Origin of the sequence: Nocardia vulneris, assembly GCF_001613425.1 — a bacterium.
Lineage (GTDB): Bacteria > Actinomycetota > Actinomycetes > Mycobacteriales > Mycobacteriaceae > Nocardia > Nocardia vulneris.
Map to the genome: position 1 here is coordinate 57827 of NZ_BDCI01000029.1, position 11718 is coordinate 69544.

At 68.2% G+C, this 11718-nt stretch carries 13 protein-coding genes; 4 read left to right on the forward strand and 9 right to left on the reverse strand.

Annotated features, from left to right (window positions below; all coding sequences use genetic code 11):
- Nucleotides 1-13 precede the first annotated feature (13 nt).
- Nucleotides 14-358 (forward strand): hypothetical protein, encoded by a 345-nt coding sequence (locus NVU01S_RS27780; protein ID WP_043678383.1) that lies wholly within the window; start codon nt 14-16, stop codon nt 356-358.
- A 51-nt stretch (nt 359-409) separates the two neighbouring features.
- On the opposite strand, the gene arc is transcribed toward NVU01S_RS27780, so the two are convergent.
- Nucleotides 410-2170, reverse strand: coding sequence for a proteasome ATPase (gene arc, locus NVU01S_RS27785; protein WP_014986206.1), 1761 nt, complete (start codon nt 2168-2170; stop codon nt 410-412).
- A 107-nt stretch (nt 2171-2277) separates the two neighbouring features.
- Between arc and NVU01S_RS27790 the strand changes: the two genes are divergently transcribed.
- Nucleotides 2278-2862 carry a WKL family lipoprotein gene (locus NVU01S_RS27790; RefSeq protein WP_228832190.1) on the forward strand — a complete coding sequence of 195 codons (585 nt, stop codon included), beginning with the start codon at nt 2278-2280 and terminating at the stop codon, nt 2860-2862.
- 115 nt (nt 2863-2977) lie between these two features.
- On the opposite strand, the gene NVU01S_RS27795 is transcribed toward NVU01S_RS27790, so the two are convergent.
- The gene (locus NVU01S_RS27795) at nt 2978-3811 is read right to left on the reverse strand and encodes a tRNA (adenine-N1)-methyltransferase (RefSeq protein WP_043678385.1); all 834 of its coding nucleotides are present in this window, start codon (nt 3809-3811) and stop codon (nt 2978-2980) included.
- A gap of 77 nt (nt 3812-3888) precedes the next feature.
- Between NVU01S_RS27795 and NVU01S_RS27800 the strand changes: the two genes are divergently transcribed.
- Nucleotides 3889-4800, forward strand: coding sequence for a RecB family exonuclease (locus tag NVU01S_RS27800; protein ID WP_052281147.1), 912 nt, complete (start codon nt 3889-3891; stop codon nt 4798-4800).
- 4 nt (nt 4801-4804) lie between these two features.
- On the opposite strand, the gene NVU01S_RS27805 is transcribed toward NVU01S_RS27800, so the two are convergent.
- From NVU01S_RS27805 to NVU01S_RS27820, 5 genes are all read right to left on the reverse strand, one after another.
- Nucleotides 4805-5029, reverse strand: coding sequence for a hypothetical protein (locus NVU01S_RS27805; protein ID WP_043678389.1), 225 nt, complete (start codon nt 5027-5029; stop codon nt 4805-4807).
- Nucleotides 5030-5218: 189 nt separating this feature from the next.
- Nucleotides 5219-6409 (reverse strand): YeiH family protein, encoded by a 1191-nt coding sequence (locus tag NVU01S_RS27810; RefSeq protein WP_043678391.1) that lies wholly within the window; start codon nt 6407-6409, stop codon nt 5219-5221.
- Complete coding sequence (locus NVU01S_RS45280) at nt 6409-6543, reverse strand: hypothetical protein (RefSeq protein WP_280140878.1); 135 nt, start codon at nt 6541-6543, stop codon at nt 6409-6411. The genes NVU01S_RS27810 and NVU01S_RS45280 overlap by 1 nt, the downstream gene beginning before the upstream one ends.
- A 159-nt stretch (nt 6544-6702) precedes the next feature.
- Nucleotides 6703-7554 carry an ATP phosphoribosyltransferase gene (gene hisG / locus NVU01S_RS27815; RefSeq protein ID WP_043678393.1) on the reverse strand — a complete coding sequence of 284 codons (852 nt, stop codon included), beginning with the start codon at nt 7552-7554 and terminating at the stop codon, nt 6703-6705.
- A gap of 45 nt (nt 7555-7599) precedes the next feature.
- A complete protein-coding gene (locus NVU01S_RS27820; RefSeq protein ID WP_014986213.1) occupies nt 7600-7863 on the reverse strand; it encodes a phosphoribosyl-ATP diphosphatase in 264 nt (87 codons plus the stop codon).
- Between the two features lie 146 nt (nt 7864-8009).
- On the opposite strand from NVU01S_RS27820, the gene NVU01S_RS27825 reads away from it, so the two are divergent.
- Nucleotides 8010-8978 (forward strand): NAD(P)H-dependent flavin oxidoreductase, encoded by a 969-nt coding sequence (locus NVU01S_RS27825; RefSeq protein WP_043678396.1) that lies wholly within the window; start codon nt 8010-8012, stop codon nt 8976-8978.
- 90 nt (nt 8979-9068) lie between these two features.
- Here the strand turns inward: NVU01S_RS27825 and NVU01S_RS27830 are convergent, their stop codons facing one another.
- Both NVU01S_RS27830 and NVU01S_RS27835 read right to left on the reverse strand, forming a co-directional pair.
- Nucleotides 9069-10883, reverse strand: a complete 1815-nt coding sequence (locus NVU01S_RS27830; RefSeq protein WP_043678398.1) for a choline/carnitine O-acyltransferase — start codon at nt 10881-10883, stop codon at nt 9069-9071.
- Complete coding sequence (locus NVU01S_RS27835) at nt 10880-11716, reverse strand: class I SAM-dependent methyltransferase (RefSeq protein ID WP_063048178.1); 837 nt, start codon at nt 11714-11716, stop codon at nt 10880-10882. Before NVU01S_RS27835 ends, NVU01S_RS27830 begins: the two co-directional genes overlap by 4 nt.
- Nucleotides 11717-11718: the final 2 nt, after the last annotated feature.

Below are 11718 nucleotides of genomic sequence, written 5' to 3' on the forward strand. Positions count from 1 at the left end.
CCAAGGAGGACATATGAACAAGCGCCAGCGCGGCTTGGCCGCCGCCTTCGGCGTCGCCCTCGGTGCCGCGGCCGTCACCGTCGCCGCCGGAACCGGCACCGCGAACGCCCAGGGCTGCGCCTTCGACCGGCAGCTGACCGGCGCCACCGTCACCTGCACCGGCGACCCCGCCCGCTGGGGCGTGGTCGACCTGGACTGCAACGGTTTCCACCTCACCTACGGCTTCCAGCCCGTGATCGGCCCCTACACCCAATACGCCTTCGGCAACCTGGCCGAAGGCGTCTCGGTCTCCTGCCTCGGCAAAGGCAGCCCCAACATCGGCCTCTTCGGCATCGTCACCAACGTCCGTCTCCGCTGACGGCATGAAAAAGCCGCGCTCCCAAGGGGAGCGCGGCTTTTCGTGGGTGTCCTACAGGTACTGGCCGGTGTTGGACTCGGTGTCGATCGCGCGGCTGGCACTGGCGTTCTTGCCGGTCACCAGGGTGCGGATGTAGACGATGCGTTCGCCCTTCTTGCCCGAGATGCGCGCCCAGTCATCGGGATTCGTGGTGTTGGGCAGGTCCTCGTTCTCGGAGAACTCGTCCACGATCGAATCGTAGAGATGCTGGATGCGCAGGCCCGGGTTGCCGGTGTCGAGGACGGACTTGATGGCGTACTTCTTGGACCGGTCCACGATGTTCTGGATCATGGCACCGGAGTTGAAGTCCTTGAAGTACAGGACCTCCTTGTCACCGTTGGCGTAGGTGACCTCCAGGAAGCGGTTGTCCTCGCTCTCGGCGTACATCCGCTCGACCACCCGATCGATCATCGCGCGGATGCACATCGCCTTGTCGCCACCGAACTCGGCGACGTCGTCGGCGTGCAGCGGCAGGTCCTCGACCAGGTACTTCGAGAAGATGTCCTGGGCCGATTCGGCGTCCGGACGCTCGATCTTGATCTTCACGTCGAGCCGGCCGGGCCGCAGGATCGCGGGGTCGATCATGTCCTCGCGGTTGGAGGCGCCGATCACGATGACGTTCTCGAGGCCCTCGACACCGTCGATCTCCGAGAGCAGCTGCGGCACGACCGTGGTCTCCACATCGGAGGACACGCCCGAACCACGGGTGCGGAAGATGGAATCCATCTCGTCGAAGAACACGATCACCGGCGTGCCCTCGGACGCCTTCTCGCGCGCCCGCTGGAAGATGATCCGGATGTGGCGCTCGGTCTCGCCGACGAACTTGTTCAACAGCTCGGGGCCCTTGATGTTCAGGAAGAACGACTTGGCTTCCTTGGCATCCTCACCGCGCGCCTCGGCGATCTTCTTGGCCAGCGAGTTGGCCACCGCCTTGGCGATGAGCGTCTTACCGCAGCCGGGCGGACCGTAGAGCAGCACACCCTTGGGCGGGCGCAACGCGTACTCCCGGAACAGATCCTTGTGCAGGAAGGGCAGTTCGACCGCGTCGCGGATCTGCTCGATCTGCCGACCGAGGCCACCGATGTCGCCGTAGTCGACATCCGGAACCTCTTCCAGCACAAGGTCTTCGACCTCGGCCTTGGGGATGCGCTCGAACGCGAAGCCGGCCTTGGTGTCCACCAGCAGCGAATCACCGGGGCGCAGTTTGCGAATCGGGGAGTCGGGGTCTTCCAGATCGTCCATCTCGGCGACCTTGGCCAGCGGGCCCGCCAGCCAGACCACGCGCTCCTCGTCGGCGTGGCCGACCACCAGGGCGCGGCGACCGTCGTCGAGGATCTCGCGCAGGGTGCCGATCTCGCCGACCGCGTCGTAGACGCCGGCCTCGACCACCGTGAGCGCCTCGTTGAGGCGTACGGTCTGCCCGTATTCGAGGGTCGAGGTCTCGATGTTCGGCGAACAGGTCAACCGCATCTTGCGACCCGAAGTGAACACGTCGACCGTTTGATCGTCGTACACGCCGATCAGAATGCCGTAGCCGCTCGGCGGCTGACCCAGCCGATCGACTTCCTCACGCAACGCGACCAGCTGCTGGCGCGCCTCCTTGAGGGTGTCCATCAGCTTCGTGTTGCGAATGGTCAGCGAATCGATGCGGGCTTCCAATTCCCGTGCGCGATCCGGCGAATCGGCGAGTTGCCTTCGGAGCGCAGCGGCCTCGGCGCGTACTGCCTCGAGCTCTCTCCAGGCCGCCGAATCCGAATTCTCGATGGGGCTCATGTGCTGCTCCTCCCAGTCCCGGTCTATCAACGCTACCGGGCGCGAACCGTTCTCGCTTTCCGACATGGTTTCGTCGTGATCACATCTGGGCTGCGATCGACCGCCGGATGACCATGTTAGCCTGCCCTAACCCGAACTCGGTGAGCCCGCTCGCCGACCGAGCCGAAAGGTTGCTGAAATTGCTCCCTTCCACCAGAATTCTGCGCGTTTCTGTTGCTACCGCTGCGGCCGCGCTCGCCGTTACCGTCGGACTGTCGGGCTGCGGCTCCGATGACGGCAAATCCGATACCAAGTCCTCTTCCTCCAGCGTGGTGGCCTCGAGCAGTGCCGCGCCGAGCGCCGCGGCGGGCGCGCCGACCGCCGACTCGTTGCAGGCCGTGCTCGTCAAACTGTCCGATCCCGCGGTACCCACCGCGGACAAGGCCAAGCTGATCGTCGACGGCGAAAAGCGTACGGCGAACATCGATCAGATGAACAAGGCTTTGGCCGGATACGGCACCCTGACCTACGCAGTGGCCGATGTCACAACCCAGGGCAGCACCGCGACCGCGCAGGTGACCATCACCTCGCCGCACGGCGCCGCGCCCGCGATGCCACTCACGTGGGAGAACGTCGGCGGCACCTGGAAGCTCTCCGACGCCAGCGGCTGCCTGCTGCTGGGCTTCGCCCAGGCGCCCTGCGTCCCGGCCTGATCGCCGCGACCGCTTTCGCCGCGCGGAGCGACCTTCGATCGGTCGGCTCACCGGGTAGGGGTACCGATCGAAGGGGGATCTTCCGGTCGCGGCGAAAGCGGTCTCAGCGCGCGTGTCAGCCCTTGGACGGACGGCGCTGCGGCTTGGGGGTCACCGTGCCCTCCGCGAGGCGGCGTGCGCTCACCAGGAAGGCGGTATGGCCCTGCATGCGATGCTCCGGCCGCACCGCGAGGCCGACCACATGCCAGCCGCGCACCATCGACTCCCAGGAGCGCGGCTCGGTCCAGCACTCCTGTTCGCGCAGGGCCTCGACCACCTTGGACAACTGTGTGACGGTGGCCACGTAGACGATCAGCACACCGCCGGGGACCAGGGCCTTCGACACCGCAGGCAGCGCGTCCCACGGCGCGAGCATGTCGAGCACCGCGCGATCGACGGGCGCACCGGCGTAATCGGCCACATCGCCGACGGTCAGCGACCAGTTAGCCGGGCGTTCGCCGTAGAAAGTCTCGACATTGCGGATGGCGTGCTCGGCGTGATCCTCGCGAATTTCGTAGGAAACGACCTCGCCCTGCGGGCCGACCGCACGCAACAACGAGCAGGTGAGCGCGCCGGAACCGGCGCCGGCCTCCAATACCCGCGCGCCGGGGAACATATCGCCCTCGTGCACGATCTGCGCCGCGTCCTTCGGGTAGATCACGGCCGCGCCGCGCGGCATCGACAGCACGTAATCGATCAGCAGGGGGCGCAAGGCCAAATACGGAGTGCCGTTGGTCGAATTCACCACCGAGCCTTCGTCGGCGCCGATCAAGCTGTCGTGCTTGATACCGCCGCGGTGGGTGTGGAATTCCTTGCCCGGCTCCAAGACCACCGTGTACAGGCGGCCTTTGGCATCGGTCAGCTGTACCCGGTCACCGGTGGTGAATGGCCCGGTCCGTCTGGCCGTCATGGATCTCCGTTCGCTGAAGAGCAACGCTCTGCTGGTCGCGCACCGGCTTGTCGGTGCCGCCGGATAGCCTGCCAGGTATGAGCTCGCCCGTGTCCAGGCCCCCTGTCGACGGCACACCGCCGCGCACCCCTGGCACACCGGCGAGTCGTTCGCGTCCCGCGCTGTCGCCTTCGCGGGCAATGGATTTCAAGCAGTGCCCGCTGAAGTACCGCTACCGCGCGATCGACCGGATCCCCGAGGCGCCGACGCGGCACGCGGTGCGCGGCACCATGGTGCACGCGGTACTGGAGGATCTGTACGGGTTGCCCGCGCCCGAGCGGCGACCGGAGCGCGCGGACACGCTCGTGGTCCCGGCCTGGGCCCGGATCTCGGCGGAGCACCCCGAGGTGGCCACGCTGATCACCGATGCCGAGCTGGACGGATTTCTCGGGGAGGTGCGCACCCTGGTGCAGACCTACTACCGGCTGGAGGATCCGACGCGCTTCGATCCGGAGTCGCGGGAAGCCCGCGTCGAGGTGGAGCTCGACGACGGAGTTCTGTTGCGCGGCTTCGTCGATCGCATCGATGTGGCGCCCGCCGGACAGCTGCGCGTGGTCGACTACAAGACCGGCCGCTCCCCCGGCCCGACCCAGGAGACCAGGGCACTGTTCCAGCTCAAGTTCTACGCGCTGGTGGTGCTGCGCACCCGCGGCATCGTGCCCGCCCAGCTGCGCCTGATCTACCTGGCCGACGAGCAGATCCTCACCTACGCCCCGGACGAGGCGGAGCTGTTGCGCTTCGAACGCACCCTGTCCGCGCTGTGGCAGGCCATCCGCGAGGCGGGCCGCACCGGGGAGTTCCCGCCGAACCCCGGCTGGCTGTGCGCGTACTGCGACTACAAACCGCTGTGCCCCGAATTCGGCGGCACCCCACCGCCCTACCCGGGCTGGCCGGACGACGGAGCGAACGAGTCCCCCGCCGAGACCCTCGCCGACGCGGTCGCCGACTAACCGTTCAGCGATCGGTGAACACGGTCATGAAATCCAGTGCGGTGCCGTGTGATCCGATCAGCGCCACCGCGACGATCAGGACGACGACGCCCACCACATCACCGGCCAGGATCAGGATGTTGCGCACCCGCGGCCACACCGGCGCGTCGACGACGGATCGCGGCCTGCCGTACTCGATGCCGACGGCCCGCTCGGTCTCCGCTTCCATCGACGCCTTCCCGTAGCCCATCGCCGGGGTCCGCCACCGCGCTCCGACGTTCTCTCCGTGTATTTCGCCCGACACACCGCACAGTGTTGCCGACACATCGTGAACATTTCGTGAAGTCGAGGGGAACAGGCCGGACGCGGTGACCGCGATCCCCCACACCCGGGTGCGCGAACTGGACTCAGCGACTGCACACCCGGGTCGTGGACCGCCTCAGATCGTGAAGTTGCGGAACAGCAGAACCGACAGGCCGAGGCCGACCGCGAGGTTGACGACGACGGCGGAGCCGAACACGACGATCGGCCGCCAGCCCGCCTCGCGCAGACCGCGCAGCGAGAACTCGAGGCCGATGGAGACGAACGCGAAGATCAGGAACCAGGTGCGCAGATCGTTGACGATCGCGATGTGCGCGGCACCGGACTTCTTGTCGGCCGCTTGGAGATACAGCGTGCCGATGACCGATGCGGCGACGAAACCGAGAACGAACTTGGGGAACCGTTCCCAGAGCTCGCGCGCCGAGGGCCGGGCCGCGCCCGCGACCCGCTCGACCCGCACGGTGAAGTAGGCGGTCAACGCGATCGCGACGAGGCCGATCAGCGCGTTCTGTGTGGTCTTCACGATGGTGGCGATCTGCAGCGCCTGCTCCCCCGCGATCGCGCCGGAGGCCGCGACCGCCGCCGTGGTGTCGATGTTGCCGCCGATCCACGCGCCCGCCACCGCGTCGGACAGCCCCAGCACGTCCGCGAGCCACGGCAGCAGGAAGATCGACGGCAACGCGAAGATGATCACCAGGGAGGCCGCGTAAGCGATCTGCTCGCGCCGTGCCTGCACCGCACCCGCCGCCGCGATGGCCGCGCTCACGCCGCAGATCGATACCGCGGAGGACAGCAGCGCCCGCAGCTTGTCGTCGAGCCCGAGCCGCCCACCCAGCCACCAGGTGAACCCGAATACCACGGTGATCAGCAACAGCGCCTGCAGGATCGACGGCCCCGCCGCGGTCACCAGGATCTTCAGGTTGATCGAGGCGCCGAGCAGCACCACCCCGGTCTTGATGAAGAACTCGGTGCGGAACCCGGCCGAAAGCCGGTCGCGCAGCGCGAGTTTGCCGAGCACGACGTTGCCGAGCAGGCCGATCGCGATGGCGTACACCGGGAACTCGATCGACTTCGCCACCCGCTGCAGCGGCGTGCCCACCGCCCACCGCGGGACATGGGTGTCGAAGTAGCGGGTCAGCGCGCCGAGCACGAGGACCACCGCGATACCCGCCACGATCGCCGCGCCGGTGGGCCGCGAAACCGCCTGTAATGCCGCCGTTTCCGAGCGCACCGCGGCCGAAGACGCAGCGTCCGTTCCGCTCTCGTCCTGCTCGGCCATAATGCCCGCCCGTGCTGCGGTATCCGCCATCACGGCACCAGCCACTCGGGGATCGCGCCGATCAGGACCAACGCGATCAGGACCAGGCCGGCGACCGCCGCCAGCCAATCCTCGTTCCAGGCGAAACGGCTGCCCGTACGTTGCTCGGGCGATGTCTGCGACACGGCGGTACTCCTTGCGATTCCTCATCCGGAGGCCGCAAAGTACCAACGCCGCACCGGCAGCCACACCGGTTGCGTTCACCGTGAATTATTCACGCATACAAGACAAACCAGGCGCCGATAATCCGTACCCGTCCCGGCCGGGACGGGTACGGAGGGGTGTCAGAAGGCGCGGCAGGAGCGAATGTCGAAGGCGAGGATGGCTTTCGCACCCAGATCGGCGAGCTGGTCCATCACCTCGTTGCCCTGCTTGCGCGGCACCATGGCGCGGATCGCGACCCAGTTCTCGTCGGCCAGCGGCGACACCGTCGGCGATTCCAGCCCGGGGGTGATCGCCACCGCCGCGTCGAGCAGCTCCTTCGGGCAGTCGTAGTCCAGCATGATGTACTGCTGGCCGAAGACGACGCCCTGGATGCGCGCGATGAGCTGATTGCGCGCCTTCTCCTTCTGATCCGAGCCGGTGCGCTCGATCAGCACGCCCTCGGAATCGCAGAGCGATTCGCCGAACGCGATCAGGTTGTGCTGGCGCAGGGTGCGCCCCGAGCCGACCACATCGGCGATGGCGTCGGCGACGCCGAGCTGAATCGAGATCTCCACCGCGCCGTCGAGGCGGATCACCTCGGCCTGGATGCCGCGGCGCTGCAGATCGGCGAGCACGAGATTCGGGTACGAGGTGGCGATGCGCTTGTCGTAGAGGTCCTCGACCTTCCAGTCCTGCCCGGCCGGCGCCGCGTACCGGAAGGTGGAGCGGCCGAAGCCGAGGGCGAGCCGCTCGCTGACCGGCGCGCCGGAGTCGAGCGCGAGGTCACGGCCGGTGATGCCGAGATCGAGCTCGCCGGAACCGACGTAGATGGCGATGTCCTTGGGCCGCAGGAAGAAGAATTCCACCTGATTGGCCGGGTCGAGCACGGTCAGGTCGCGGGCATCGGTGCGTTTGCGGTAACCGGCCTCGGCCAGGATGGAGGTGGCGGCTTCGGACAGGGCGCCTTTGTTGGGGACTGCGACGCGCAGCATGGTTGAGGTCCTTTCACGGAGAGAGACTGCGGAACAAGACGGCCGTCACAGATGTCGGTACACGTCTTCGAGCTTCAGCCCACGACCCACCATCAGCACCTGAACCCAGTACAGCAGCTGCGAGATCTCCTCGGCGAGCGACTCGTCGCTCTCGTGCTCGGCGGCCAGCCAGACCTCACCGGCCTCCTCGAGCACCTTCTTACCCTGGCTATGCACGCCGGCGTCCAACGCGGCCACGGTGCCGGACCCCTCGGGGCGGTTGACCGCACGATCCTGCAGCTCGGCGAACAGGGATTCGAAGTTCTTCACGATAAGTCATTCTTTCAGACCGGTGTGCGGGGCCGTTGCCAGCCCCGCTCCGGCGAGGGGGAACTGGTGGCGTAGCGCACTCGGGCGTTGCCGCCACCAGTTCCCCCTCGCCGACCGCACGCGGCGCGGGTGGGGATGATGGGGGTATGGGGTTGCGGACTGCGTTGACGGAAATGTTCGATTTGCGGCATCCGATTGTGTTGGCGCCCATGGGCGGTGTGGCCGGCGGCGAGTTGGCGGCCGCGGTATCCAATGCGGGCGGACTCGGGCTGGTCGGCAGCGGGGATCGGGCGTGGCTCGAACGCGAGCTGGCGATCGTGGCGGAGTCGGCGCGCTCGGCGTGGGGTATCGGGTTCCTGAGCTGGGCGGTCGACGACGCGACGCTCCGGTGGGCGCTCGCCGAGTATCGGCCCCGAGCGGTGCTGCTCTCGTTCGGCGACCCGACGCCGTTCGTCGAGACGGTGCGCGCCGCGGGTGCGGCGTTGCTGGTGCAGGTCACCGACCACGACGAGGCGCGGCGAGCCGCGGACGTCGGCGCGGACATGATCGTCGCGCAGGGCGGCGAAGCCGGCGGGCACGGTGCAGGGCGCTCGACGCTCACCATGGTGCCGACCGTCACCGACCTGGTGCATCCCATTCCGGTGCTGGCCGCGGGCGGTATCGCGGACGGTCGCGGCCTGGCCGCGGCGGTGACGCTGGGCGCGGCCGGGGCCATGATCGGCACCCGGTTCGAGGCCACCCACGAGGCGGTCCTGTCCCCCGCGGAGGCGAAGGCGATCGTGGCCGCGCGCGGCGACGAGACCTCCCGCAACCGGGTGTTCGATATCGCCCGCCGCTCCCCCTGGCCCGCGAAGTACACCGCACGCATGCTGCGCAACCCGTTCTTCGACCGCTGGCAGGACCGCGAGGACGAACTGCGCGCCGACACCGCCGCCCAAGACGTCTACCTCGACGCCGTAGACCGCGCGGACCCGGCCGCGATCCCCGTCTGGGCAGGCGAAGGCATCGACCTGATCACCTCGATCGACCCCGCCGCCGAGGTGCTGACCAGGATCGCCGACGAAGCCGCCACCGCCCTCACCCGCGCGGCCCGCCGACTCGTCGACGACGCCTGAGGTTCCCGCACCCCTTTCGTCGCGGAACACGGTGTGTCGCACGGCGAGTCGGGGTGCGGGAGGTCAGAAAGGGTGCGCGGACCCGCGGGATCAGCTTGCGCTGAGCAGTGCCTCCAGATCGGCTACGGCGGTGCGGAGGTGGTCGGTGAAGGCGTGCATCTGATCGGCGACCGCAGTGGGGGTGGCGAGGTAGAGGTTCCAGCGGTCGGGCAGCAGGACGTAGGCGACTCCGATACAGCGCGGGCTGGTCGAGCCGAAACCGAAGTAGCGGATGTTGACCGACGGGGCCGAGCTGGTGCTCAGGTAGTCGTCGCGCATGATCGTCCAGCCGGGGCTGTCGTAGAGCGGAATCGGCTCGGTGACACCGAGTTCCGCACCGCGCCGGCGCTGGATCCACTGCAGTTCCCACAGGTGCTGTTCCGGCGCGTCACCGGCCTGGCACTGCTTGGCCCTGGTCACGTGTGCGGTGGCCGCGGTCCGCGCCGCCGCGAGCCGCGCGTCCCGATCGACGGACTCGTCCTGCATCGCGTCCACGAACGCCACCATCTCCGGCGTGATCACCCGCATCGCCTCGGTGCGGCCGTTGCGGTACTGCCGGGTGGCGATGGATTCGTAGGTGGCGCCGGTGATTCCCTTGCTGCGCCGGTGCGCGAGCTGATAACTCAACTGCGCGAACGCGTCCGGCGAGATGCCGAGCTGCTTGGCCCGCGTGGTACCGAAATCGGTGAAAGAGACGGTCTGCGTGGCATTGTCGGCGGCGTACCGCGCGAAATCGGCGCCCGCGGCGGCGATGTCGTTACGCTGTGCCGCGTCCAGCACGAACTCGATCGGCTCGACGGCCGGTAAACCCTGGGCCCGCGCGCCGGATCGGGCGGCGTGCTCCTGCGCCGAGGTCTCCAGCATCGCGTCCACGAAGGACAGGATGGTGGTGCCGTCCAGCCCGCAGTGCTCGATGTTGATGCCCGCCTGGCCGTCGCCGAAGACGATGAACGACACCGACTTGTCGAACCAGCGGTTCGCGCTGTCGCCGTGCAGCAGTTGATCGCACGCGTGCAACTCGTCGCGCGGCGCGAAATCCTCCAGGCAGACGCAGAACAGCGCGGTCTCGACGGTGTCGAGGGCCGCCGCGTTGGCCGGCTCGGCGAGCAGCGACTGCCTGCTCGCCGCCCATTCGGCGCGGGCCTTGGTGGTGAGATGCCCGACCGCGGAATCGGTTCGGGTCGAGCGGGCGCCGGCCTTGAGCACCTCGCGCAGGCCGTCGGCGAGATCGTCGAGCGAGTAGGGCGCGCCGTCGGCGCCGAGCACGTCCATCCGGAACATGCTGCCGCGGAAGAAGACCACCACATGCTTGGCGGTCGAGGGCCCCGGCCATTCGGCGCTGTAGGGGACGCGCACGCTGTCCTGTTCGGCGCCGGGAATCCGCGTCTCGGAGAACAGGTACTTGTTCTGCCACATGGACAGCGCCTGCCCGCGTTGCAGCACCGGCGGGATCGCTTCCTGGTCCAGCGCGAGCTTGTAATCGACTGCGGCGCTGATGATCCCCGCCGCCCGCTCGACCTGGTTCGCGCCGGTCGAGGTGGCCAGGGTGGTCTCCTCCCGGAACAGGAAGAAGAAGTTCGCGTTCAGTGCGATCCGATCGCGCCGGCCCAGGTAGCGCGAGGGCCAGAACAGGTCCAGCCAGCTGCCGACGCCGGACGTGGCGTCGTATTCGGCCAGCGCCGCGTGCAGCGTGCGCGCGGGGCTGTCCGGGCGCAGCAGGTCGGCGACCGCGGCCTCGGTGGTGGCCAGTTCATCGGCGGTGAGCAGCGGTGTGCACCACTCCAGAAAGCGGTGACAGCTGGCCTCCAGCGTCGGCAGGGGCACCCGGGGCAGGGTGTCGTCGGCGGCGAAGGTGCGTTCGGTCAATGCTGGTCCTCGGTGTCGGCGTGGTGCTTCGGCAACGGTCGCGATAGATACAGGCCGGCGTAGAGCCAGCCTTCGGTTTCCCGGTCGGTAGTGTCGATCCCTTTGGCGGACAGGGTGTTCAGCACCTGGGTCTGCTCGGCGACGGAGGCGAACCTGCGCTGCTCGAACAGCCCGGGCGCCTGCTCGGTCCGATAGCCGAGCGCCGCGAGTTCGGCGGCGATCGGCGCGAAGTCGAACATGCGCAGCACGAAGTGTGCCATCCAGGGCCGGCGGCGCGGATGGGCGGTGGCGACTCGGGCCAGAGTTTTCTCGGTGACGTAACCGATACAGCCGGTGGAGATGATGAGATCGACGCTCGCCAGCAGCTCGCGCTGCTCGTCGGTGGGCTCACCGGACTCCAGGTCGGCGTGCACCGTGTCGTGCAGCAGTCCCGCCTGTTCGGCGTAGCCGAGCGCGGGCGCGGAGGCATCCATGCCCAGGAAGCGGACATCGGGCAGACCGTCGGCGGTGCCGAGTTCCGCGCGATCGCGGGCGATCAGCGCCGCACGGTCACCGTCGGCGGTGCGGTAGTGCTCGGTGAGGTCGTGCATGGTGGTGTCGAAGCGCAGCAGCGCGGCGTTCACGCCGTAGGAGCAGCCGATGTCGAGCACCGTGGGCGTGGCCACCCGCGCGGACGCGCGATACTCCCGGATCTGTTGCTGGAAAATCGGTTTCGCCAGTTCGGGAATGCGATAGTCGAGGTCGGACATGCGGGCGTAGTAGTCGCGGGGATCGGGACGTTCGTAGATATCGTCGAAGGAGGCTTTCCCGGTCGTGTGTAACGGCACTGCCACAG

Bases quoted from the DNA above. Each gene is read 5' to 3' on its own strand.
- NVU01S_RS27780 (WP_043678383.1), top strand. From the start codon at position 14: ATGAACAAGCGCCAGCGCGGCTTGGCCGCCGCCTTCGGCGTCGCCCTC.
- arc (WP_014986206.1), bottom strand. From the start codon at position 2,170: ATGAGCCCCATCGAGAATTCGGATTCGGCGGCCTGGAGAGAGCTCGAG.
- NVU01S_RS27790 (WP_228832190.1), top strand. From the start codon at position 2,278: ATGACCATGTTAGCCTGCCCTAACCCGAACTCGGTGAGCCCGCTCGCC.
- NVU01S_RS27795 (WP_043678385.1), bottom strand. From the start codon at position 3,811: ATGACGGCCAGACGGACCGGGCCATTCACCACCGGTGACCGGGTACAG.
- NVU01S_RS27800 (WP_052281147.1), top strand. From the start codon at position 3,889: ATGAGCTCGCCCGTGTCCAGGCCCCCTGTCGACGGCACACCGCCGCGC.
- NVU01S_RS27805 (WP_043678389.1), bottom strand. From the start codon at position 5,029: ATGGGCTACGGGAAGGCGTCGATGGAAGCGGAGACCGAGCGGGCCGTC.
- NVU01S_RS27810 (WP_043678391.1), bottom strand. From the start codon at position 6,409: ATGGCGGATACCGCAGCACGGGCGGGCATTATGGCCGAGCAGGACGAG.
- hisG (WP_043678393.1), bottom strand. From the start codon at position 7,554: ATGCTGCGCGTCGCAGTCCCCAACAAAGGCGCCCTGTCCGAAGCCGCC.
- NVU01S_RS27825 (WP_043678396.1), top strand. From the start codon at position 8,010: ATGGGGTTGCGGACTGCGTTGACGGAAATGTTCGATTTGCGGCATCCG.